This is a genomic window from Streptomyces filamentosus (genome assembly GCF_014654895.1).
Lineage (GTDB): Bacteria > Actinomycetota > Actinomycetes > Streptomycetales > Streptomycetaceae > Streptomyces > Streptomyces filamentosus.
Window position 1 is genome coordinate 353,683 of record NZ_BNBE01000002.1, and the last position, 20,622, is coordinate 374,304.

Genomic DNA, 20,622 nt, shown 5'->3' on the forward strand with positions numbered 1-20,622 from the left:
GCAGGCGCAAGACCGGTCGGATTCGAACCGACGTCCTCCCGCTCGCAGCGTGGGCGCGACGACCTCTGCGCTACGGCCTTGCTGCGGATGATCATAGTCACGCCCCTTCGCGCGGGGGCAGGGGCGGGAGGGAGAGGGCAGGGGGGCGGCAAGAGAGAGGGGGCGTATCCACCGCCCACGGGTTCGGTTAGGCTTGCCTTCCTTGCTTCGCGTGACGTGCACGGTGTGGGTGGCGTGCGGGGCCGGGGTTCCAGGCGACGGAAGCGGGCGGAGGCGGGGCGCAGGTGAGGAACGGTGACCGGGCTCGCGCACCGCGCGCCCACCGCGACGGGACGGCCGCGCGGACGGGGCGGGACCTGGGGCGCGGCCCCGAGCACGGGTACGGGTCCGGCCGCGGGTGCGGGTCCTTGTCCGGGTGCGGAACGGGGCGCCGTGGGTAAGGTCGCGCTCACCGCAGTGTCCCTGTACGTCATCGTGCTGCTCCGCGCCGGAGGGACCTTCGCGGTCGGCCGCCTCGCCGCCGCCGGTGCCCGCCGCAGCCGATTCGCCGCGCGGATCTCCTCGGCGAAGTTCCAGCGGGCCGAGCGGGCGATCCAGCGGTGGGGCGCGCCCGTGGTGGCCGTCTCCTTCCTGACCGTGGGCTTCCAGACGGCCGCCAACTTCCTCGCGGGCAGCATGCGGATGCCGCTGCCGCGCTACCTCCCCGCCCTCTTCGTGGGCGGAGCGGCCTGGGCCCTGCTCTACGCGACCGTGGGACTCGGCATTTTCGAGGTGCTCACCAGGCTCTTCGCCGAGCGGACCGCGCTCGGGGTGTCCGCCGTGGCGGTCCTCGTCCTCGCGGCGTGCGGGGCGGTGGTCGTCCGCAGGAGGCGGGCGGCCCCGTCCCCGGGCGACGACCTGGCGGGGTGAGCGGAGCCGCCGCGGCGGGCCGGTTGCGGGCCGGGGCGCCGGGTAGTCGCGGGTGAGGGAGCCGGCGGCCGGCCGGTCCGCCGCGTGGAGGTGAGGAGCATGACCGTCCCCAGCAACCCCGACCCGGACCCCCGTGCCGCTCCGGGGCCGGAACCGGTACTCGGACCCGCGCCCGAACCGGGCTTCGGGTCGCGCAGCGGCGCGCGGAGAGGGGTGCCGCCCGGGGAGACCCCGCCCGCCGAGTCGGGGACCGGCACCGGGACCGGCCCGTACCGGCCGCTGAAGTCCGGCTGGGCCGCGGGCCCCATGCTGGTCCTGGCGCTCGTCGTGCTCGTCTTCGTCCTGTTCTTCGCGGTGTACGGGATCATGCTGATGGTCGACTGAACGGGCCCCGGGCCGGCGTCGGCCCGGGGCCCGTTCCGCCCGGTTCCTCAGGATGCGTAGGGGGCGTCCCGGAGGAGCCGGGCGAGGTGCGCGGTGTGGGTGGCGAGGGCGGCGGTCGTGGCCTTGGTCTTCTCGGGGGTGCCGTCGAGGTCCTGGTAGTCGGTGCTCTGCATGGCCTCGCCGACCCAGTAGGTGACGGCGTTGGGCGCGAGGGAGAAGCCGACGTCGTTCAGGCCCTGGAAGAGGTCGGCGCTGACCTTGTGGGCTCCGTCCTCGTTGCCGACGACGCAGACGGCGGCCACCTTGCCGTAGGTGGTCATGCGGCCCTGCTCGTCGGTCTCCGACTGTTCGGCGTTCAGCCGTTCGAGCACGCGCTGGGCGATGCTGGAGGGGTGCCCGAGCCAGATCGGGGTGGACAGGACCAGGATGTCGGCGGCGAGGACCGCCGCGCGGATGTCCGGCCAGGCGTCGCCGTCGCCCATGTCGGTCGCCACGCCGGACCGCACGTCGTGGTCGGCGATCCGGACGAGGGTCCCCGTGACCCCGTGGCCGGCGAGCTCGTCCAGGACCTGCTGTGCGAGCAGCTGGGAACTGGACGGAGCGGGGGAGGGCGAGAGCGTGCAGACGAGGGCGACGGCACGGAGCGGAGCCGTACGGTCGTCGGGCGTGGGGTCCTGGTGGGGCGGGTGATCGTAGGAAGCCATACTCCCCGGCTACCCGCGGGACGCGGACGAACCCTCCCGTACGGAAACAGGAGCCGGAAAGAGGGAGTCGGCGTCCGCCGATCAGGCGATGGTCGTCATGCGCTCCTGGTCGCGGGTGGCGGACGGCCCGGTGCTCAGGGACCGTTCGAGGGTGTCGAGGGCCTGTCGCATGTCGGCGATGCGCGCGGCGAGCTCCCCGGGGTGCCCCTCCCCCGGCCGCGTCGCGGGCGCGGCGCCGGCGCCGGTCTTGCCGGTGTCGAGGGTGGCGTTGTCGAGGGCGGCGTTGTCGAGTTCGCGGGCCTCGTCCAGGCTGTTGAGGACGACGCCGATGAGGACGTTGACCAGGACGAACGAGGCCAGCAGGACGTACGAGCCGTAGTAGAAGAGGCTCAGGCGGGAGATGGCCAGCCCGTTGTAGATGGCGTCCTGGAGGCCCTCCAGGGTCATCAGGAGGAAGAGGGTGAGCAGGGCCCGGCCCAGGGAGCCGAAGTGGGCCGGGTCGTGGGAACCGAAGCAGACCCAGCCGACCATGGCGTAGACGTAGAGGACGACGGCGCCGACGAAGAGGAAGCTGACGGTGCCGGGCAGGCTGCGGGAGACGGCGATGAACAGGATGCGCAGCTGGGGCAGGAAGCGGGCGGTGCGCAGGACCCGGACCATGCGGAGGAGCCGCAGGACGGTGGCGTTCTCCCGTACGAAGGGAATGTAGGCGCAGGCCACGACGATCAGGTCGAAGACGTTCCATCCGTCGCGCCAGAACTCCCTCGGCCGGTCGGCGTGGGCGGCCAGGCGCAGCAGCATCTCCAGGGTGAAGAAGGCGAGGCAGCCGTGTTCGGCCCAGTGGAGCCGGACAGCGTGCTCCGTGGCGAAGCCGCGGTAGGTCTCCGCGCCCAGCAGGACGGCGTTGAGCAGGATCGCCGCGAGGACGGTGAGGGAGAAGGCGGGGGAATCGGTCAGGGCGCGGCAGGTCGCCGCGATCCGGACCCGGGCGGGCGCCGGGGCGGTGGTCATGGAGGTCTCCGGGGGACGTGCGCCGGACACCGGCTGTGGTGCGGGTGCGGGGCGTGGGGTGCAGGACTGCGGAAGTGGGCTTCCTGCCCGTCCTAACGCGCCGGGAAGATCTTGGGCTGCGGGGTGCGGGGGAATTGGGGGAACGATTCATCCGCGACGGCGAAAGACCGCGCATCGGGCCCCCTCCGACCCCCCGGGTCCGTGACCGCTCCGCCCCAAGATCGTTAACGCGGGTCCGGATGGTGCCGGGGGCCGCCGGGGGGGAGCCACCGGGGCAGGGGGTCACCGGGGCGGGGGGACGGCCCGCTCCGGCACCCGCGCGGCCGGGCCGCCCTCCAGCCGTACGCAGCCCGGCCGGCTCCTCACTCCCCCGCACCCTTCGGCCGCCGGAACCCGCTCAGATCATTCGGGTCGCTCAGACAGTCCGGGTCGTCTGGGTCGTCCGGGTCACTCAGGGCCGTCTGAAGCGTCCGGGTCGCTCAGGGCCGTCTGAAGCGTCCGGGTCGCTCAGGTCGCTCAGGGCTTGCGGCCGCTCGCCGCGAGGGCGCGGTCGAGGGTGGTCGCGCCGTCCTCGGCAGGGATCGGGGCGGCGAAGCCCTCGTACTCGCGGTACATCTCGGCGTAGCGCTCGACGACGCCGAGGAGGTACGCGGCGGTGTCCTCGGGCAGCGTGAAGTCCTGGTCCGTGGCGCGGGCCAGGTCCCAGCCGTGCAGCGCGGCTTCGGCGACGAGCATGTCGACGACCTCCCGGGCGGGCATCGCGCTGCCGCCGCCGAAGTCGATGTCGCCCTCCCACGCCTCGGGCTTCGCCCAGGCGGCCAGCGCCCGGTCGAGCTGGGCGGCGTACCGCTCGGACCAGTCGGTCTCGGCGGTGAACGCGCGTGCGACGAGTTCGTCGGGGAGCGGGGTGCGCAGGGCCCGGTGTTCGAGGCCGTGCGCGGTATAGAGGACGAGGTGGTCGGCGAGTTCACGGACGGTCCAGCCGGTGCAGCCGGACGGCTCGGCGAGCTGCTCGGGCGTGACGCCGCGGGTGACCCGGGCGGCTTCGGCGGTACAGACGGAGAGGTGGTGGTGGGTCTCGTTCATGACGCCCACGGTAGGAACCCCCCACCCACCCCGTCTTGAACTTTCGCGACAGCCCTCCCCTTTTCCCGCTCCCCTCCGCTTTCCCCCGGGTTTCCCCCGCGCCTACAGGCCCGGACCGGTCCGCCGGTCCGTAGACGGGGGGACAGGGGCGGCGAGCACCGTGCGGCACTCGCGCCAGGCGTCGGCGCTCAGCAGGTCCTGAACCCTGCCGAACAGGGCGAGCAGCTCCGGCCCCCACTCCTCGCGGAAGCCGGAGTCGATGACGGCGAGATCGATCTCGTTGGCGGCCGACAGTTCGGCGAAATCCCGGCGCATCCGCTCCCCCGGCACATGGGAGCGGCCGGTGAACCTGTCGTGAAAGACGGCATCGGCCCGGTCGAGTGCCGGGTACGTGGCCTTCCGGTCGCACGACGCGTACAGGTAGACGATCGCCTCGGCCTCGGCACCGATCACCGCCACGAGGTCGTCCCGGCGGTCCGGCGTCAGCAGCGCCGCCGGAAACCCGTCGGTTCCGTAGAACGCGTGGCACAGCCCGGAGAGCCGGACGGGCCCCCCACCCCGCGAGCCGCGCCTGTACGCGTCGGAGGTGGGTGAGGAGAGTACCGCCGGGATGACCGACGTTTTCGGCGCCGAACTCACGCAACAGGGCGACAGCCCGATCGGTCGCGTCGGGAAGAGCAGTCATGGTGTCCATGTCCCCTCAGTTCATCAACGGGCGGGCCGGCACCCGCACGACATCTGCGTCGACCCGAATCCTCCCGGGGCACCGGCCGAATTGCCGTCAGAGCCCTGCACCGACAGCTCCCCACGCACTCGCCGTGCCGCTCCTCAGGCTCGAAGTCGCCGCAGCCTGCGATCCGTACGGCCCCCGTACCGTCCCCCGCAGGGATCGGCTCCCCGTCCGGCACGGTCATGGACGAGTCCCGGGCGGAGATCGGCGTCGGTCCGGCGACCGTCGTCCTCCTCCCCCTCTTACCGAACCTGACTCGCCCTCAGGTCCCCGGCCCCTTCGGCCGTCGACAAGACCAAGGGTCAGGCGCCGGTGTACCGGGCGGCGTACTCCTCGCCGGGCGGGACGACGGTGATGACGTCGATCAGCACACCGTCGGGGGCGGCGAGGATGAAGTGGCGCTGGCCGAACTCCTCCGTGCGCAGGGGCAGTACTTCGGTCAGGCCGGCTTCGGTCACGAGGCACTGGTGCTCGGCGTCGACGTCGTCCACCTCGAAGTTCAGCAGCAGGCCGCCCTGGAGCGCGGCCCGGTGGCCCGCCGGGACGGACGGGTGGGCGTGGTCGAGGAGGGCCAGTTCGTACTGCGGGGCGTCGGGGCGGCGCAGGCTGACGTACCAGTCGGCCTCGAAGGTGACGTCGAAGCCGAGGTGGCGGGTGTAGAAGTCGCGGGAGGCGGCCACGTCCCGGGTGGCGAGCACCGGATAGAAGCCGCTGAGCCTGGTCCTGGGCGGGGCCGTGGTCGTGGTCCTGGACAGGGCCGCGGTCGGGGTCGTGGTCGTGGGCGAAATCGTGGTCGTGGGCTCGTTCGCCATGGCAGAAATCCTTCCGCTCCATTTCACATACCCGAAGTATGCGAATCGTGGCGCTAGCATACCCTCGGTATGTGAAGAGGAAAGGGCGGTGCGCACGATGACGGTCAGCCGGGCGGAACAGCGGGCGGCCACGCGGCGCGTGCTGCTGGCCGAAGGGCGGCGGCGGTTCGCCGCCGACGGGTACCACCACGTGGTGCTGGCCGAGGTGGCGCGGGCCGTCGGGGTCACCAAGGGAGCCGCCTACCACCACTTCGACAGCAAGGCCGGGCTCTTCCGGGCCGTCGTCCGGGAGGTGCAGCAGGAACTGGGCGAGCGGGTCGCGACCGCGGCCGAGCGGCACGAGGATCTCTGGGAGCAGCTCCGGGCAGGCTGCCGGGCCTTCCTCGCCGCGGGAACCGACCCGGCGGTACGGCAGATCCTGCTGGTCGACGCGCCGGCCGTCCTGGGCTGGGACGAGTGGCGGGCCACGGACGAGGAGTCCTCCGCCCGACACCTCGGAGAAGCCCTGACGGCACTCGTCGCGGCCGGGGTCGTCCCCGATCAGCCCGTGGAACCCCTCTCCCGGCTGCTCTCGGGAGCGATGAACGAGGCCGCGCTCTGGATCGCGCGAGGCGGGACCCCACAGGCCGCGGAGCAGGCACTCGACCGCCTCCTGGAGGGACTGCGCATCCCCGCCTGATCCCTCGCCGGCTCCCGTCCGGAGCGGCAGGGGCGTGGGGCCGGCGGCGGGCAACGGGGGCACCTCCCCCACCCCGCGTCCTCCCGTGTTCCCCCTGGCGTCCGGCCGTCATGGCCCCGAACGAGTTTCGGCGGTGCGGTCGGGGTGAGGTGGGCCAGTGCCAGGGAGGGCCGGTCGGAGGAAGACGGGCCCGCAGGAGGAGGGGGGCCGTATGACAGTGGCCGACGACAGAAACGTGGGCGGGGGCACGGGGCACCGGGAGGGCTCGGCACGGTCCGGGCGGGACCTGGTGCTCGTGGTGGGGCTCGTGGGGGTGGTCGCCGGAGGCGCGGCCCTGATGCTCAGGACGGCTCGGTCGACCGGCTCGTACCTCCCCGTCGTCCTCGCGGCCCTCGCGCTGCTGCTGGGCGTCGGAGCGGCGATGAGCCGGCGGCGCAGGGTCGCGGCGACGCGCGTCCGGGGTCGGGACCGGAGGGAGTGGGACGCCCCGGCGGAGAACGGCGTCGGCGAAGTCGCGTACACGATCCCCCTGCCCGACGCCGGCGACCACGGGACGGAAATCCTCAACGCCCCGCCCGCGCCGCCGCCCGCCGTCGACTCCGAGGCACTGGACCACCGGGCCGTCGATCCGGACGGCTTCGAGCACACGGTCGCCGCCCTGTGCGCCCGTGACGGCTGTTCCCCCGTCGAGGTCGTCGGCGGCGCCGGTGACCTCGGCGCGGACGTGATAGCGACGACCCCCGCCGGACTGCGAGTGGTCCTGCAGTGCAAGCAGTACGGGGAGGGCCACCGGGTGGGGTCCCCGGACCTCCAGCGGTTCGGGGGCACCTGCTACGCCGTGCACGACGCCGACGTGGCCGTCCTCGTCACCACCAGCTCCTTCACCGAGCCCGCCCTGGAGTACGCGGCCTCCTGCGGGATCGTCTGCGTCGACGGTGCGGAACTGGAGGCCTGGACCGCGTCGACGGCACCGCCCCCCTGGGCCGCCCGGGCGGGGGACCCGGCCCCTGGCCCCCGGGACGGCAGCCCCTGCGACACCGCCTGAGACGACCGGCTGGAGACCGGAGCCGCGACCACCCCCGGCCGCCCCTTGGGCGAGTTCCCAGCAGGGTCACGGCCCTCGCGATCGCCGCCCGGCTCCGCGCGAGGCGGAGCCGGGCGGGTCCGTTCAGGAGCGCCGGGCCGATCCGTTCAGGGGCGCCGAGCCGGGGGCTGCCTGCCGGCCTCGTCCTGGGCGCAGTCCAGGACCCAGACCCCGTAGACCTCGTTCGCGGGGTGCAGCTGGTAGGTGCCCGCCCGCAGGGCGACGCGGAGTCCGGCGGCCGTGAGGTCCGCCTCGAACTCGGCCGCGGTGTAGGCGTGGGCGTGCGGCGGCCGGTCCTGGAGGTGGAAGCCGACCAGGATCCGGCCGTTCTCGCCGAGGACGGCGCGCATCGCGCGCAGGGCCTCGCGTTCGGTGCCCTCGGCCAGGTAGAGCATGACGTTGCCGACGCAGACGACCAGGTCGAACGGGCCGTCGTCGGGGCCGAGGTCGAGGATGTCGCGCCCCTCGATCGGCAGCCCGGGGTAGGTCTCCCGGGCCTGCCGGACCAGAGCCTCGTCGGGCTCGATCGCGACCACGTCGTGCCCCCGGCGCAGGAGCGCCGCGGTGACCCGTCCCATGCCGGCACCGGCGTCGAGCACGCGGGCGCCACGCGGCAGGAGCGTGTCCGCGAGCCGCGCCTCTCCGTCGACGTCCTCGCCCGCGGAGACGAGTTCGGCGAACCGCTTGCCGTAGTTCCCGCTGTTGCCCGCCTCCTGCCAGCGGGTCCGCCTCGCCGTCATCGGCGTGGGCCTGTGGGTGCTGACGCGGTCCTGTTCATGTTCCCCATCCTAGGCGGTGCCCGAAAAGCCGAAGGAGCAGCTCCCGAGGGCCGCCACGACGACGGACGAGCGGGTGGGGGGAACGCCCGGACGGGCCGCGCGGGGGTCGATGGGCGGAACGGTTACCGTCCCCACACGACACAAAGGTTCGATCTTGCCGCATCGCTCGCCAGGGGCGTCGACGGCCGCGGTGACGCGTGGAGCTTCGTCCGGGACTTCGCCGCGTCCTGTCGTTTCGGAATGAGCCGAGCCGTGGATCTTGCACTCGGCCGTCCTGGTCGGCAGGGTGGCCCCGCTGCTGCAGCCCGCCCCGAACGGTGCCATCGCCACCCGGGGCGGCTGCCTGTTCCCGACCGAGCGGCTCTCGCCGGCGTCATGTGCGGGCTGCGGACCGGTGTCATGTGGCGTGACGTCCCCGCGGAGGCGGTGGGCCGGTCCGGGGTGACGGCCTGGCGCCGTCTGCGGGACTGGACCGAGGCCGGTGTCCAGCCGCACCTGCACGCGGCCCTGTTGACCGAGCTTCGTCGCGGCGGCCTGCGGAGCCTGGACGTCTGCTCCCTGGACGGATCACACGTCCGGGCGCTCAATCGGACCCTGGCCCGTCGACCGGGCACGCTCCGGCTCGGAGGATCACCTGATCGTCGACCGGCACGGAACCCCGGTCGCCGTCACGCCCACCGGCGGCAACCGGCACGACGTCACCCCGCTCCCACCCCTGGATCGACGCCGCTCCGTCGATCCAGGGTCTGCTCGAACCGGCCCGCAGCCTCATACGTCTCCACCGCCTGCGAACCTGGTCCTGAAGCGATCAGCCGGCGACGCTGAACCACCCCGGTCGCACCTCGGTCAAAAGCGGTTCCAGAGACCGCACGGCGGTCCGCAGGTCCTGATCCGTGACGTCAAGGGGCTCGGGCAGGCTCAGCCCGTACCAGCGCAGCCGCCAGAGGTCGAAGATCTCGCTCCCGTCGGGCGCGAAGTCGACGTCGACCTCGGTGCCGTTGTCGCCGACGAAGCGGCATCCCGCCCCATGAACCGTGTAGGAGTAGGTGCCGGCCTGCCCCCTCCGGCTGATGGTCCGGCGCGAACGGACCAAGTCGAGGACATCCGCGAGACGCTCGAGCGAGGGGATCGCCGCCCTCATGGCCTCATCAGCCGCACTCAGAGCGTCGACGTAACCCAGCACGAGCTCCCGTGCAGCCCCAACCCGTTCCATACGACGTCCTCCCCCTGAAGCCCATGGCTGAAGGGGGATTGTTCCACGGGCTTCACGCGTCTCCGCGGGGCGGCATTCCGAAACGATCCGGTAAGGCGGCCCCCTGGGGACCGCGGGGACGCTCCGCCGGGCGTCCGGAGCGCGTGGGCGCCGCGCGTGACGGGCCCGCCCCCAGTGGTCCGGCGCTGCGGAACGGTGTGCCGGGGAAGGCGGTACCCGTGCGGAATTGTTCGTGTCGGGTGTGCGGTGGGCCAGAAGGCCGGAGAATCCGGGGCCATGAACACTGCATCTTCCGGGCGCTTCGGTCCGGAGTTCGTCGCCGAGCAGCGTGACCGTTACGGCAGGCGTCCGCCGGAGAACCGGATGCTCTCCTACGACCTGGCGGTGCTGGAGGAGTACGAGCCGTGGCGGGTCTGGCTGGACGAGCAGCTGGATCTGCTGCCCGAGCCGACCGCGGCCACCTTCGCCGCGAACCTCTGGCGGGACCAGAACTTCTGGCCCGACGTCATCGAGCTCGCCGCCGGCGCGGCACTGCGGCAACGCGGATTCGGGGTGGAGTTCGAGCGGCAGTGGGGCACGCTGACGCCGGACTGGACGGTCGTGGACGAGAAGGGCACGCCGGTCGCCCTGGTCGAGGTCTGCACCCACAGCCCGCAGAAGGGGACGACCGCGCGGATCCGGGCCTGGCACGGCCTGGTGGAGCGCCTCAAGCAGATACCGGTCCCCGTCGTCCTGACCGTGGACGCCGACCGGTCCGGTCCTCCGCCCGCCCCCGACGCGCGGACCTCGAAGAAAATCGCCCAGGACCTGCGCCGGGCGCTGCTCTCCCCTCTGCACCAGGTGGTCTTCCGCAGCGAGGGCTACACCTTCCTGCTGCGGGCAGACCCGCGTACGGGGCGGGCCATGAGGCCGCCCGGGATGGGCACGGTCCTCGTCCCGCCGAGCAACATGGCCGGGGTCGTCTCCGCGCGACCGGTCGCCGCCCGGATCGAGCAGAAGGCGGCCAAGTACCGCGCGCTCGCCCAGGAGGCCGGGCTCCCGCTGATCGTGGCGGCCGGGGCCGACCGGTTCACGGGCCTCGATCTCCAGGACCTCGACGACCTGCTCCAGGGCATCGCGACGGTCAGCGCCCAGTTCGGCTTCGGCGACTCCTTCATCCACCACCCCGTGGACATCGACCCGTTCGACCCGCCGCGCTGGACCATGCCCGCCGAACTGGCCGGTGTGCTCTGGGTGGACAACCGTCTCCCCTTCACCGGCACGTGGCGGCCCAACCCGGACGCGGCCACCCCCGCGCCTCCTGGACTCACCGCCTGAGGGACGCCCCGCCCGGAGGTCGCGGCGGTCCGGGCGCCCCTCTCTTCCCTCGCCCGTCCACGGGGGGCGGCGGATCCCGCGCCGACCGGCCGTGCGTACGGGCCGCGGGCGCACCGGGTCATGGGATCCGTCACCGATGCCCGGGACGGCGGACAGCGTGCCTTCGGGTCATGCGGGACGGAGCGCGCCTCCTTCGGGGTGCTGAATCCTTTCGCTGACGGACGGTGAAGCCGGGCGTAGTTTTGGTCCGGTTCGGCAGCGGCAGAGTGCGCGGAGAAACCGTCCGACCTCACGGAGAGAAACACTTTGAAGAACAACAGGAAGGCGAGCGTCGCCGTGCGTGCCGCCCTCGCCGCGTCCGCAGCCCTCGCCCTGTCCGCCGCGGCGCCCGCCGCGGTGGCCGCCCCCGCCGCGGACCCCCACGGACTCTCGTGCGAGAAGGGCAAGCACAACATCGACGACTACACCGGCTGGGCGCTGTGCACCAACGTCGGCAGCGAGCCGATCACCTTCTGGGTCCACCTGGTCTGCGGCTGGTCGCCCGACGTGGACGGTGAACACATCCGCCTCGCACCGGGCGACTCCAGCCAGTCGACCGCGCACTGTTCGAGCCTGGGGTCGGGGATCGGCGAGATCCAGGTCCGCTCCTCCTGACGGCCGACGCCGCGGAGAGGCGTGCACCCGGGCCGTCGTCCGGGTGCACGCCTTTCACGCTGTGCGCGCGTGACCGTCCTGCGCGGATGAACCCCGCCCGTTCCGGCCCGGCCCCGCATCTGACGCCGCGCGTTCCGGTGGGGCCTCGCGTACGGCCGGGGTTTCGGGAGTCAGGTGCCGAGGAGTTCGATGACCTCGTTCACGCGGCGGCCCGGAAAGGGGGTCCAGCGTGGTGTGGGGGCCAGCCGGGCGATCACCGCGTCCAGCCATTCCGGGTCGCCGAGGCGGTGCAGCGCCTTCGCCTCGGACGCCTTGGCGAACAGATCGCACGCCAGGGCCATGTGCATGGTCGTGTAGGTGCGCTCGTGGTGGGTGTAGTTCACCGACCAGGGCTCGTGCGGACGGAGGAGGCCCGACACGGAGCAGCCGTCGCGTCCGCCGTCCATGTAGCCGCCGCCGAGTTGGAGGACGGTCCCTCCGGTGCGGGTGGCCATCCACGGCCGCATGGTGGCCCTCAGCTCCAGGTGGCCGATCCTGTTCCATTCGACGAAGGCCCGGGGCTCCGCCGCTCCCCGCACCCGGTGCTCCATGCCCCCGGCGGCGAGGACCAGGCACGATCCTTCCGCCCGGTTCGGGTCGCCGACGACCCACCGGTCACCGACCCGTTCCAGCGGCCCCAGGTACTGCGTCACGGTCTCCCCCTCGGTCATGTGCTCGTCCGCTCCGCAACCTACCCTGCGGCCGGTCCCGCCCCTGGGCCCCGTCTTCCGGCGGTGTTCTCCCCTCCCCCGCCCTTCACCACGGGTCGGTCACCCGGCCGCCCGTGCCGGTCCGGCCGCTCCGCGCAGGCCGAGGGCGATGTCGACGATCATGTCCTCCTGGCCGCCGACCAGGCGCCGCCGGCCGCACTCCAGGAGGATGTCGCGGACGTCGACCTCGTACCGCCGGGCGGCGGTCTCGGCGTGGCGCAGGAAGCTGGAGTAGACGCCCGCGTACCCGAGGGTCAGCGTCTCCCGGTCGACCCGGACCGGGCGGTCCTGGAGGGGGCGGACGATGTCGTCGGCGGCGTCCTGGAGCTTGGCCAGGTCGCAGCCGTGCCGGAAGCCGGAGAGGTTCGCGACGGCGACGAACGCCTCGATGGGGCAGTTGCCGGCGCCCGCGCCGTGCCCGGCGAGGGAGGCGTCGACGCGGCGGACGCCGTTCTCGACGGCGACCACCGAGTTGGCCACGGAGAGCGAGAGGTTCTCGTGGGCGTGGATGCCGATCTCGGTGGCCGGGTCGAGGACGTCGCGGTACGCGCGGACCCGGGCGGCGACGTCGTTCATCGTCAGCCGGCCGCCGGAGTCGGTGACGTAGACGCACTGCGCGCCGTACGACTCCATCAGCTTGGCCTGCCGGGCGAGTTCCCCGGGCTCGGCCATGTGGGAGAGCATCAGGAAGCCGGAGACGTCCATGCCCAGGTCGCGGGCGGCGGCGATGTGCTGGGCGGAGACGTCGGCCTCGGTGCAGTGGGTGGCCACGCGCACCGAGCGCACGCCGAGGGAGTGGGCGTGCTTCAGTTCGTGGACGGTGCCCACGCCCGGCAGGAGCAGGGTGGTGAGCCGGGCGTTCCTCAGGACCGAGGCGGCGGCCTCGATCCACTCCCAGTCGGTGTGGGAGCCGGGCCCGTAGTTGAGCGAGCCGCCGGCGAGGCCGTCGCCGTGGGCGACCTCGATCGCGTCGACGCCCGCGTCGTCCAGGGCGAGGACGACGCGCTTGACGTCGTCGGGCGTGATGCGGTGCCGGACGGCGTGCATGCCGTCCCGGAGGGTGACGTCCTGCACGAAGATCGGGATGCTCACTTCACGGCCTCCTTCGCGGGGGTAGTGGTCACGGCGTCCTTCGCGGCACCCCTCACCGCGCCCTTCTCGGCGATCTTCTCGGCCATCCGGACGGCGGCCGAGGTCATGATGTCGAGGTTCCCGGCGTACGCCGGGAGGTACATGCCCGCGCCCTCGACCTCCAGGAAGACCGACACCTGGTGGGTCGGCCGGGCGGCGGTGTCCTCCGTGAGGAGCGTGCCGACGGGCTGGTCGTCCGGGATCCCGGTGATCTGGACGTCCTGGACCATCCGGTAGCCGGGGACGTACGCGGAGACCTCGGCGACCATCGCGCGGACGGAGTCCGTGATCCGCTCCTTCGCCTCCTCGGCGGCCTCACCCGCGGGGAGGGCGACCAGGGCGAAGACGGTGTCGCGCATCATCAGCGGCGGTTCGGCGGGGTTGAGGATGATGATCGCCTTGCCGCGGCGGGCGCCGCCGACCCGGACGATCGCCTCGGAGGTCGTCTCGGTGAACTCGTCGATGTTGGCCCGGGTGCCGGGGCCGGCCGACCGGGAGGCGATGGAGGCGACGATCTCGGCGTACGCCACGGGGGCGACCCGGCTGATGGCGGCGACGATCGGGATGGTGGCCTGGCCGCCGCAGGTGACCATGTTGACGTTCGGCGCGTCCAGGTGCTCGTCGAGGTTGACCGCCGGGACGACGTACGGGCCGATCGCGGCCGGCGTCAGGTCGACCACGCGGATGCCGAGCGGGCGCAGCTTCGCGTCGTTGTCCTGGTGGGCGCGGGCGGAGGTGGCGTCGAAGACGATGCCGATCTCGTCGATCAGCGGCGACCTCAGCAGGCCGTCGACGCCCTCGGCGGTGGTCTCGAAGCCGAGGCGGGCGGCGCGGGCGAGGCCGTCGGAGGCCGGGTCGATGCCGACCATGACGCCCATCTCCAGGTGGTGCGCGGTGCGCATGATCTTGATCATCAGGTCGGTGCCGATGTTGCCCGAGCCGATGACGGCGACCTTGGTCCTGTTCATCGTCGCTCCTTACGCGGAGAAGGCGACCGACACCGGGCCGAGGCCCGTGACGGTGGCGTGGACGGTGGCGCCCGGCGTCACGGGACGCATCGGGCCGAGGGCGCCGGAGAGGACCACCTGACCGGCGCGGAGCGGTTCTCCCAGGTCACGGGCCTGACGCGCGAGCCAGACGACGGCGTTGACGGGGTCGCCGAGGCAGGCGGCGCCGGTACCGGTGGAGACGGTCTCGCCGTCGACGGTCATGGTCATCTCGGCCGCGACGGGGTCGAAGCCGGCGAGGGGGACGCGCCGGGTGCCGAGGACGTAGGCGCCGGCCGAGGCGTTGTCGGCGACCGTGTCGCCGAAGCTGATGTCCCAGTCGGCGACCCGGCTGCCGCAGATCTCGATGGCGGCGACGGCGTGGTCGACGGCCGCCCGCACCTGGGCGTCGTCGAGAGGGCCCTCGGCGAGGTCGGCCCCGAGGACGAAGGCGATCTCGGCCTCGACGCGGGGCTGGAGGACCGCGTCGGCCGGCAGGGTCGAGCCGTCGGCGTACGCCATGTCGTCGAAGAGGACGCCGAAGTCGGGCCGGTCGACGCCGAGCTGGCGCTGCACGGCCTCGGAGGTCAGGCCGATCTTCCGGCCGACGACCCTGGCGCCCGCCCGGATCCGCTCGGCGGTGAGCCGCTGCTGGACGGCGTACGCGGCCGTGACGTCGTCGCGGCCGATCAGGTCGCGCACGGGGGCGGCGGGGGTGCCGGTGGCGGCGGCCCGGTGGAGGCGGTCCGCGGCGGCGGCGATGCTGTCGGGGCCGACAGGGGGGTTCTGGGGCATGGCGTTCAATCTGCTGCATGGAGGGCGGCGGACTCCACGAAGGCGTTCCACTCAGCGGTACGCTCTTGTCCGTGGAGGACAGCGACACCGTCCTGGGCAAGGCCCTGGGAATCCTGCGGGCGTTCGGCCCGGCGGACTCCGTGCTGCCGCTCGCCGAGCTGGTGCGGCGCACCGGTCTGGCGAAGGGCAGCGTCCACCGGGTCGCCGGGGACCTGGTGCACCACCGCCTCCTGGACAAGACCGAGCACGGCTACCGCCTCTCCGGCGGGCTCTTCGAGCTGGGCATGCGGGCGGCGGCCGAGCGGACGCTCCTGGAGGTGGCGATGCCGTTCCTCCAGGACCTCTACGAGCGCACCCACGAGACGGTGCACCTGGGGGTCCGGGAGGGGCACGAGGTCGTGTACGTCGCGAAGATCGGCGGGCATCGGCAGGCCAGGACGCCGTCCCGGCCCGGCGGGCGGATGCCGCTGCACTGCACGGCGATCGGGAAGGTGCTGCTCGCCCACGCCGGGGAGGAGGAGCGGACGGCCGTCCTGACGGCCCCGCTCGAACGGCGCACCCCGCACACCGTGATCGCCCCCGGCCTGCTGCGCCGCCAGCTGGTGAAGGCGGTCGAGACGGGCGTCGCCTACGAGCGGGAGGAGTCGACGCCGGGCCTGCTGTGCGTGGCCGCGCCGGTCCTCGCGCCGGACGGGGAGACGGCGGTCGCCGCCGTCAGCGTGACCGGCCCGGTGGGCCGCTTCCGGCCCGAGTCCCACGCGAACGCGGTGCGCGCCGCGGCCACCGCCCTGGGCGGCACGCTCGCCCGCCGCAGACCGTAGCGGAGCGCGTGAACCCGCGGTGGCCCGGGCGGCGGCGCGACACCGCGTCGCCGCCCGGGTCGCCGCGGGAGCGGCCGGCGCGACGAGCCCGGCCGGGGCGGCGGCCTCCTCGTCCGGGCGGCGCCGTCCGGCGGCCGGCTGTCCGCCGGGCCCCGGCAGGGCGCCGGGTGGACGGCGGGGGCACGGAGGGGGTCAGTACGATGAACCGCGCCCGCGGTGGGCGCGGGACCGGAGGAGGCCGAAGGCATGACGGACCGTGGTGGTGCCGGCCGGACTCCGCGCAGGCGGGGGCAGGGCGAGCTGGAGACGCAGGTACTGGCCCTGCTCCGCACGGCGCCGGAGCCGGTGGCGGCGGCCTGGGTGCAAGACCGGCTCGGCGGGGACCTCGCCTACACCACGGTGGTGACCATCCTGACCCGGCTGCACGCCAAGGGGGCGGTCGCGCGGGAGCGCTCGGGGCGCTCCTTCCGGTGGACGGCGGTAGCCGACGAGGCGGGGCTCGCGGCGCTGAGGATGCGCCGGGTGCTGGACTCGGAGACCGACCGCGAGGCCGTCCTGACGAGCTTCGTGACCACCCTGTCCCCCGGTGACGAGCGTCTTCTGCGCGCCTTGCTGGAGGCCGCGGAGCCCTCCGAGCCTCCGGAGCACCCCGCGGAGGGGTGAGGAGGAGGCCCGGGAGGAACCCGACGGGCCCCCGGGCCTCTGGTCCCCCGCCCCCGGGCAGCCGGGCCTCCTCGTCGGTCAGTCCTCGCCGTCCTCGTCCCCGTACTCCTCCTCGTCGCCCTCGTCGTCACCCTCGAAGAAGTCGCCCACCTCGTCCACGACTTCGGCGGCGACCATGCCGCCGACCACGCCGACGGCCAGCCCCGCGGCACCGGCCGCGACCGCCGTGCCCATGCCGGGGCCGGAGTGGTGGCCCTCTCCGTGATGGCCGTGATGCCCGTCGTGGGCGTACGGGGCGCGGTGCTCGACGAGCTGCCGGAGCCAGCCCTCCACCTCGGCGTTCCAGTCGGTCCTCTCGACCTCCTGGTGGCCGACCGTGAAGCAGGCCAGGGCGTCGTGGCCCTCGGAGTGGAAGCCGCTCCGCTTGTCGGCCTCCAGGACCACCTCCAGGCCGGCGGGGTCGGCGAGGAAGGTCACCTCGATCTCGTCGACCCGGTGGGCGTACCGGGGCGCCGGGATCAGCTCGATCTCCTGGTAGAAGGGAAGTTGCTGCCCCGTCCCCCCGATGCGGCCGAGCTCCAGATCGGCCGACTTGAAGCCGAAGCCGAGCTGTCCCAACGCCTCCAGGACGGCTTCCTGGACGGGCAGGGGGCGGACGGCGAGCGGGTCGAGGTCGCCCTTGTCCCTGGCTCCGGCCACGCCGAGTTCGGTCCGGACGCCGAGGACGACGCCGAGGTCCTGTCCGTAGAGCTCGGTGACCGGGGTCTCCCAGGGCAGGACGAAGGAGAACGGCACGCTGCGGCGCTCGTCCCCGGCGAGGCGGAAGCCGCCCGCGACGACGTGCTGGTGGAAGACGACCAGGCCCTCCGACTCGCCCTCGGCGTGCTCGGCCTCGACGCGGGCGACCAGCTCCAGGGTGATGTGCTCGATCGCGAAGTCGGCACCGCCGCCCTGGAGATGGACCTGTCCGGCGACGGTGCCGCCCGGGGCCACGGCGCCCGGATCGAGCACGGTGTCCACCGACGGGCCCCCTACGCCGAGCGAGCCGAGCAGACGCTTGAACACCATCGGGCGTTCACTCCTTCATGTCCCCGGTGCGGCACGGCACTTCGACCGGCGCACGCCCATTCTTCTACATGCATGTAGAAGCATAGGGCAGAAGACCGGGAGGGCCGCCGGGCCGTGGCCGCCCCGGGCGAGGGGTGAACGCCCGGGGGGCAGGCGCCGCCGTGAGCGGTGCCTGCCCCCCGGGCCCCGGTGCCGGGGCGACGGTCCTCGTGCCGGCCGTCAGAGCTGGGTGATCGGACGCATCGCCAGACCTTCGGTGCCCGCCCAGCCGTTGACCCGCGCGGCGTCGTCGACGGAGACGGTGTCGAGGCCGTCGGGCAGGTCGAAGACGAGCGTGCCGCTCAGCTCGGTGCCCTCGCCGGCGACCAGGGTGGCGGTGAAGCGGTCGGACTGGTCGTACTCCGCCTCGCCGCCCTCGTCGTTGCCGAAGACGTACAGCCCCGCGTACGCCTTGCCGCCGCCCTCCACGACGACGGGCTCGGTGTCCGGCTCGCCGAGGGTCTGGACGGTCGGGGCGTCGTTGCCCGCCTTGAGCCGCACCAGCGGCGCCTCGTTGAGGACGCACGGCGTCTTCGCGTTGTTGGTGACGGTCAGCAGGAAGTGGCGGGGGGTCTCCCCCGGCGCGTCCTGGAGTTCGACCTCGGTGCCCAGTCCGGCGGCCTCGCAGTCGGCGTACTTCGTGCCGTTGCCGCCGCCGGTCTCGCCGCTGTCTCCGGCCCCCTCGGCGGTCGGGCTGCCGCCGGTGCCGGTCCCGGAGTCGCCGGTGGACGCGGTGGCCTCCGGGGTCGCTCCCCCGCCCGTCGACGCGGAGGCCGAGGGAGCGGCGGCCGACGGCGGGGCCGCGGTCGGGGAGGCGGCGGTGGGCGCCGCCTTGCCGTCACCGTCGGAGGACTGGCAGGCGGTGGCCGTCAGCAGGGCCGCGACGACGGTCGCGCCCAGGACGGCGCCGCGCAGGCCGCGACGTGGTGAACCGGCTCTGGCCGTCTTCGAGTTCATGCCGTTCTCTCTTCCCCCGTGACCGCGCCGGAGCCGGTCCGTGTGTACAAGCGACGGGGTCATTCTTGCCACCCCGGGAGATCCGGTCACCGCCGTCCCGCGTTTGTTACAGCCCTCGCACGAATCGGCAGCCGCGGCGTGACCATGGCTCCCGCCGGAGCCCCGCACCGGGGGCGTGCGGCCCGTCAGCGGCCCAGGTCGCGGAACCGCTTCACCGCGAGCGGGAAGAACACGGCGACGAGGGCCACCGGCCAGGCCACGGCGAGGAGTCCGGCGTGGGCGGCGGCCCAGGAGTCGCCGCCCGCGCCGGGGTTGCCGAACAGGCCGCGCACGGCGGTGGCCGTCGCCGACAGCGGGTTCCACTCCACGACCGCGCCGAGCCACGGGGGCATCGACGCGGGCGAGGCGATGGCGTTGGAGAGGAAGCCGACCGGCCAGACCAGGATCTGCACCGCCTGCACCATGTCCGGCGTGCCCGCGACCATCGCGAGGTGGATGCCGATCCACAGCATCGCGAACCGCAGGAGCAGCAGCAGCCCCAGCGCGCCCAGGAAGGAGGCGTACCCCTCGTGCCAACGCCAGCCGACCGCGTAGCCGACCGCGGTCATCACGAGCAGGCCGACCGCCGACTGGAGCATGTCGGCGACGCTCCGTCCGACCAGGACCGCGCCGGAGTTCATGGGCATCGAGCGGAAGCGGTCGACGACCCCCTTCCCGAGGTCCTGGGTGACCGCGAGCATCGTCGCCTCCAGACCGAAGGCCATGGTCATGGTGAGCATGCCGGGCACCAGATAGGCCCTGAAGTCCCCGTCGACCCCCCGGCCGCCGCCGATCAGGAAGCCGAACATCAGCAGCATCATCACCGGGAAGAGCAGGCCGACGACCACCTGCGCGGGCCGCCGGGCCCAGTGGGCCAGCTCGCGCCGGGTCATCGTCCAGGAGTCGGCCACCGCCCAGCCCAGCCGGGATCCGGCGGCGGGCGCCGTGTCCGTGTCGTGGATCGCGCTCACGCGGCGGCCCCTTTCGTCAGGTGCAGGAATGCCTCGTCGAGGGTGGGGCGGCGCAGGGCGATGTCCTCCGCCTCGATGCCGGCCGCCGCCAGCGCCCGTACGGTCCCGGTCAGCGCGGCCGTCCGGTCGGCGACGGCGGCGCTGACCATCCGCCGGTCCTCGTCCATCCGCACCTCGCCCGGCAGGAGCGCGGCGACGCGCGCCAGTTGGGCCGCGTCGCGCAGGACGACGTCGATGCGGTCGCCGCCGGTCCTGGACTTCAGCTCGTCCGCCGTGCCCTCCGCGACGACCCTCCCGCGGTCGATCACCGCGATCCGGTCGGCCAGCTGGTCGGCCTCCTCCAGGTACTGCGTGGTCAGCAGGACGGTCGTGCCGCCGTCCACCAGCGAGCGCACCGCGTCCCACACCTCCGCGCGGCCGCGGGGGTCGAGGCCGGTGGTGGGCTCGTCCAGGAAGAGCACCCGCGGCCGGCGGATGAGGGAGGCCGCCAGGTCGAGCCGTCGCCGCATGCCTCCGCTGTACTTGGCGACGGCCTTGCTCCCGGCGTCCGCGAGGCCGAACCGGGCCAGGAGTTCGTCGGCCCTCGCGCCGGCGCGGCGCGCGCCGAGGTGGTGGAGGCGGCCGAACATCTCCAGGTTCTGGCGTCCGCCGAGCTCTTCGTCGACGGCGGCGTTCTGGCCGAGCAGCCCGATCCGCGCGCGCACCTCGGCGGCCCGGGTCCGCACGTCGGCGCCCGCCACCTCGACGCGCCCCCCGTCCGGGCGCAGCAGCGTGGACATGATGCGCACGGCGGTGGTCTTGCCGGCGCCGTTCGGGCCGAGGAGCCCCTGGACGGTGCCGGCCCCGACCGTCAGGTCGAAGCCGTCGAGGGCCCGCTTCTCCCCGTATCTCTTGCACAGTCCCTCGATGACGATCGCCGGATCGCGGTCCGTCACAAGCCCCTCCCGCACTCTCATTGGTCAAACTTGACTAGTGCTGCAAGGTAGAGCACCGGGCACAGCTAGTCAAACTTGATTACATGAGGGGATGCGGAAGGGCCGG

Annotated in this window: 22 protein-coding genes, 1 tRNA gene and 2 pseudogenes; 9 read left to right on the forward strand and 16 right to left on the reverse strand. The window is 73.5% G+C overall.

Going from position 1 to position 20,622, the window contains the following annotated elements; all coding sequences use genetic code 11:
* Nucleotides 1–7 precede the first annotated feature (7 nt).
* Nucleotides 8–80 (reverse strand) — tRNA-Arg (locus IE326_RS20645).
* Between the two features lie 352 nt (nucleotides 81–432).
* Here IE326_RS20645 and IE326_RS20650 point away from each other — a divergent pair.
* Together IE326_RS20650 and IE326_RS20655 are read left to right on the forward strand one after the other, a co-directional pair.
* Nucleotides 433–909 carry a DedA family protein gene (locus IE326_RS20650; RefSeq protein ID WP_150226280.1) on the forward strand — a complete coding sequence of 159 codons (477 nt, stop codon included), beginning with the start codon at nucleotides 433–435 and terminating at the stop codon, nucleotides 907–909.
* 99 nt (nucleotides 910–1,008) lie between these two features.
* Nucleotides 1,009–1,293, forward strand: a complete 285-nt coding sequence (locus tag IE326_RS20655; protein ID WP_190042554.1) for a DUF6480 family protein — start codon at nucleotides 1,009–1,011, stop codon at nucleotides 1,291–1,293.
* A gap of 47 nt (nucleotides 1,294–1,340) precedes the next feature.
* Here the strand turns inward: IE326_RS20655 and IE326_RS20660 are convergent, their stop codons facing one another.
* The 5 genes and pseudogenes from IE326_RS20660 to IE326_RS20680 form a co-directional block, all read right to left on the reverse strand.
* Entirely contained in the window at nucleotides 1,341–1,997 is a 657-nt protein-coding gene (locus IE326_RS20660) for a flavodoxin family protein (RefSeq protein ID WP_190042555.1), read from the reverse strand.
* A gap of 81 nt (nucleotides 1,998–2,078) precedes the next feature.
* Nucleotides 2,079–3,008 (reverse strand): ion transporter, encoded by a 930-nt coding sequence (locus IE326_RS20665; RefSeq protein WP_190042556.1) that lies wholly within the window; start codon nucleotides 3,006–3,008, stop codon nucleotides 2,079–2,081.
* A gap of 516 nt (nucleotides 3,009–3,524) precedes the next feature.
* Nucleotides 3,525–4,094 carry a TIGR03086 family metal-binding protein gene (locus tag IE326_RS20670; RefSeq protein ID WP_190042557.1) on the reverse strand — a complete coding sequence of 190 codons (570 nt, stop codon included), beginning with the start codon at nucleotides 4,092–4,094 and terminating at the stop codon, nucleotides 3,525–3,527.
* A gap of 102 nt (nucleotides 4,095–4,196) precedes the next feature.
* Nucleotides 4,197–4,779, reverse strand: a pseudogene (locus IE326_RS20675) (DUF6817 domain-containing protein).
* Nucleotides 4,780–5,126: 347 nt separating this feature from the next.
* A complete protein-coding gene (locus tag IE326_RS20680; protein WP_190042558.1) occupies nucleotides 5,127–5,636 on the reverse strand; it encodes a VOC family protein in 510 nt (169 codons plus the stop codon).
* 97 nt (nucleotides 5,637–5,733) lie between these two features.
* Between IE326_RS20680 and IE326_RS20685 the strand changes: the two genes are divergently transcribed.
* Complete coding sequence (locus tag IE326_RS20685; RefSeq protein ID WP_150232316.1) at nucleotides 5,734–6,315, forward strand: TetR/AcrR family transcriptional regulator; 582 nt, start codon at nucleotides 5,734–5,736, stop codon at nucleotides 6,313–6,315.
* Nucleotides 6,316–6,526: 211 nt separating this feature from the next.
* Nucleotides 6,527–7,360 (forward strand): restriction endonuclease, encoded by an 834-nt coding sequence (locus IE326_RS20690; protein ID WP_229915530.1) that lies wholly within the window; start codon nucleotides 6,527–6,529, stop codon nucleotides 7,358–7,360.
* Nucleotides 7,361–7,506: 146 nt separating this feature from the next.
* Here IE326_RS20690 and IE326_RS20695 read toward each other — a convergent pair whose 3' ends face one another.
* Nucleotides 7,507–8,139 carry a class I SAM-dependent methyltransferase gene (locus tag IE326_RS20695; protein ID WP_190042559.1) on the reverse strand — a complete coding sequence of 211 codons (633 nt, stop codon included), beginning with the start codon at nucleotides 8,137–8,139 and terminating at the stop codon, nucleotides 7,507–7,509.
* Between the two features lie 354 nt (nucleotides 8,140–8,493).
* Here IE326_RS20695 and IE326_RS20700 point away from each other — a divergent pair.
* Nucleotides 8,494–8,924, forward strand: a pseudogene (locus tag IE326_RS20700) (transposase); the annotation flags it as partial.
* Nucleotides 8,925–8,986: 62 nt separating this feature from the next.
* On the opposite strand, the gene IE326_RS20705 reads toward IE326_RS20700, so the two are convergent.
* Nucleotides 8,987–9,361, reverse strand: coding sequence for a DUF6896 domain-containing protein (locus tag IE326_RS20705; RefSeq protein WP_229915531.1), 375 nt, complete (start codon nucleotides 9,359–9,361; stop codon nucleotides 8,987–8,989).
* A 306-nt stretch (nucleotides 9,362–9,667) separates the two neighbouring features.
* Here IE326_RS20705 and IE326_RS20710 point away from each other — a divergent pair, with 306 nt between their 5' ends.
* The gene (locus tag IE326_RS20710; protein ID WP_190042561.1) at nucleotides 9,668–10,708 is read left to right on the forward strand and encodes a hypothetical protein; all 1,041 of its coding nucleotides are present in this window, start codon (nucleotides 9,668–9,670) and stop codon (nucleotides 10,706–10,708) included.
* A 306-nt stretch (nucleotides 10,709–11,014) separates the two neighbouring features.
* Nucleotides 11,015–11,362 carry a hypothetical protein gene (locus IE326_RS20715; RefSeq protein ID WP_190042562.1) on the forward strand — a complete coding sequence of 116 codons (348 nt, stop codon included), beginning with the start codon at nucleotides 11,015–11,017 and terminating at the stop codon, nucleotides 11,360–11,362.
* Between the two features lie 170 nt (nucleotides 11,363–11,532).
* Here IE326_RS20715 and IE326_RS20720 read toward each other — a convergent pair whose 3' ends face one another.
* From IE326_RS20720 to IE326_RS20735, 4 genes are all read right to left on the reverse strand, one after another.
* The gene (locus IE326_RS20720; RefSeq protein WP_190042563.1) at nucleotides 11,533–12,072 is read right to left on the reverse strand and encodes a hypothetical protein; all 540 of its coding nucleotides are present in this window, start codon (nucleotides 12,070–12,072) and stop codon (nucleotides 11,533–11,535) included.
* 99 nt (nucleotides 12,073–12,171) lie between these two features.
* Entirely contained in the window at nucleotides 12,172–13,203 is a 1,032-nt protein-coding gene (gene dmpG, locus IE326_RS20725; RefSeq protein WP_150226291.1) for a 4-hydroxy-2-oxovalerate aldolase, read from the reverse strand.
* Nucleotides 13,200–14,210: an acetaldehyde dehydrogenase (acetylating) gene (locus IE326_RS20730; RefSeq protein WP_190042564.1), complete on the reverse strand. Its 1,011-nt coding sequence runs from the start codon at nucleotides 14,208–14,210 to the stop codon at nucleotides 13,200–13,202. The genes dmpG and IE326_RS20730 overlap by 4 nt, the downstream gene beginning before the upstream one ends.
* A gap of 9 nt (nucleotides 14,211–14,219) precedes the next feature.
* Nucleotides 14,220–15,023, reverse strand: a complete 804-nt coding sequence (locus IE326_RS20735; RefSeq protein ID WP_150226293.1) for a 2-keto-4-pentenoate hydratase — start codon at nucleotides 15,021–15,023, stop codon at nucleotides 14,220–14,222.
* A gap of 71 nt (nucleotides 15,024–15,094) precedes the next feature.
* On the opposite strand from IE326_RS20735, the gene IE326_RS20740 reads away from it, so the two are divergent.
* Together IE326_RS20740 and IE326_RS20745 are read left to right on the forward strand one after the other, a co-directional pair.
* Nucleotides 15,095–15,844, forward strand: coding sequence for an IclR family transcriptional regulator (locus tag IE326_RS20740; protein WP_150226294.1), 750 nt, complete (start codon nucleotides 15,095–15,097; stop codon nucleotides 15,842–15,844).
* Nucleotides 15,845–16,090: 246 nt separating this feature from the next.
* On the forward strand, nucleotides 16,091–16,507 hold the full coding sequence (locus IE326_RS20745) for a BlaI/MecI/CopY family transcriptional regulator (protein ID WP_150226295.1): 417 nt from the start codon (nucleotides 16,091–16,093) through the stop codon (nucleotides 16,505–16,507).
* Nucleotides 16,508–16,585: 78 nt separating this feature from the next.
* Here the strand turns inward: IE326_RS20745 and IE326_RS20750 are convergent, their stop codons facing one another.
* The 4 genes from IE326_RS20750 to IE326_RS20765 all read right to left on the reverse strand — a co-directional run bounded on the left by IE326_RS20750 (nucleotide 16,586) and on the right by IE326_RS20765 (nucleotide 20,537).
* The gene (locus IE326_RS20750; RefSeq protein WP_190042566.1) at nucleotides 16,586–17,575 is read right to left on the reverse strand and encodes a sporulation protein; all 990 of its coding nucleotides are present in this window, start codon (nucleotides 17,573–17,575) and stop codon (nucleotides 16,586–16,588) included.
* 219 nt (nucleotides 17,576–17,794) lie between these two features.
* Nucleotides 17,795–18,571 (reverse strand): DUF4232 domain-containing protein, encoded by a 777-nt coding sequence (locus tag IE326_RS20755; RefSeq protein ID WP_190042567.1) that lies wholly within the window; start codon nucleotides 18,569–18,571, stop codon nucleotides 17,795–17,797.
* A gap of 185 nt (nucleotides 18,572–18,756) precedes the next feature.
* A complete protein-coding gene (locus IE326_RS20760; protein ID WP_150232320.1) occupies nucleotides 18,757–19,503 on the reverse strand; it encodes an ABC transporter permease in 747 nt (248 codons plus the stop codon).
* A gap of 74 nt (nucleotides 19,504–19,577) precedes the next feature.
* Nucleotides 19,578–20,537, reverse strand: coding sequence for an ATP-binding cassette domain-containing protein (locus tag IE326_RS20765; RefSeq protein WP_373310243.1), 960 nt, complete (start codon nucleotides 20,535–20,537; stop codon nucleotides 19,578–19,580).
* Nucleotides 20,538–20,622: the final 85 nt, after the last annotated feature.

Bases quoted from the DNA above. Each gene is read 5' to 3' on its own strand.
- IE326_RS20745 (WP_150226295.1), top strand. From the start codon at position 16,091: ATGACGGACCGTGGTGGTGCCGGCCGGACTCCGCGCAGGCGGGGGCAG.
- IE326_RS20655 (WP_190042554.1), top strand. From the start codon at position 1,009: ATGACCGTCCCCAGCAACCCCGACCCGGACCCCCGTGCCGCTCCGGGG.
- IE326_RS20660 (WP_190042555.1), bottom strand. From the start codon at position 1,997: ATGGCTTCCTACGATCACCCGCCCCACCAGGACCCCACGCCCGACGAC.
- IE326_RS20755 (WP_190042567.1), bottom strand. From the start codon at position 18,571: ATGAACTCGAAGACGGCCAGAGCCGGTTCACCACGTCGCGGCCTGCGC.
- IE326_RS20690 (WP_229915530.1), top strand. From the start codon at position 6,527: ATGACAGTGGCCGACGACAGAAACGTGGGCGGGGGCACGGGGCACCGG.
- IE326_RS20670 (WP_190042557.1), bottom strand. From the start codon at position 4,094: ATGAACGAGACCCACCACCACCTCTCCGTCTGTACCGCCGAAGCCGCC.
- IE326_RS20735 (WP_150226293.1), bottom strand. From the start codon at position 15,023: ATGCCCCAGAACCCCCCTGTCGGCCCCGACAGCATCGCCGCCGCCGCG.
- IE326_RS20680 (WP_190042558.1), bottom strand. From the start codon at position 5,636: ATGGCGAACGAGCCCACGACCACGATTTCGCCCACGACCACGACCCCG.
- IE326_RS20665 (WP_190042556.1), bottom strand. From the start codon at position 3,008: ATGACCACCGCCCCGGCGCCCGCCCGGGTCCGGATCGCGGCGACCTGC.
- IE326_RS20750 (WP_190042566.1), bottom strand. From the start codon at position 17,575: ATGGTGTTCAAGCGTCTGCTCGGCTCGCTCGGCGTAGGGGGCCCGTCG.
- IE326_RS20695 (WP_190042559.1), bottom strand. From the start codon at position 8,139: ATGACGGCGAGGCGGACCCGCTGGCAGGAGGCGGGCAACAGCGGGAAC.
- IE326_RS20685 (WP_150232316.1), top strand. From the start codon at position 5,734: ATGACGGTCAGCCGGGCGGAACAGCGGGCGGCCACGCGGCGCGTGCTG.
- IE326_RS20760 (WP_150232320.1), bottom strand. From the start codon at position 19,503: ATGACCCGGCGCGAGCTGGCCCACTGGGCCCGGCGGCCCGCGCAGGTG.
- IE326_RS20765 (WP_373310243.1), bottom strand. From the start codon at position 20,537: ATGAGAGTGCGGGAGGGGCTTGTGACGGACCGCGATCCGGCGATCGTC.
- IE326_RS20720 (WP_190042563.1), bottom strand. From the start codon at position 12,072: ATGACCGAGGGGGAGACCGTGACGCAGTACCTGGGGCCGCTGGAACGG.
- IE326_RS20730 (WP_190042564.1), bottom strand. From the start codon at position 14,210: ATGAACAGGACCAAGGTCGCCGTCATCGGCTCGGGCAACATCGGCACC.
- IE326_RS20710 (WP_190042561.1), top strand. From the start codon at position 9,668: ATGAACACTGCATCTTCCGGGCGCTTCGGTCCGGAGTTCGTCGCCGAG.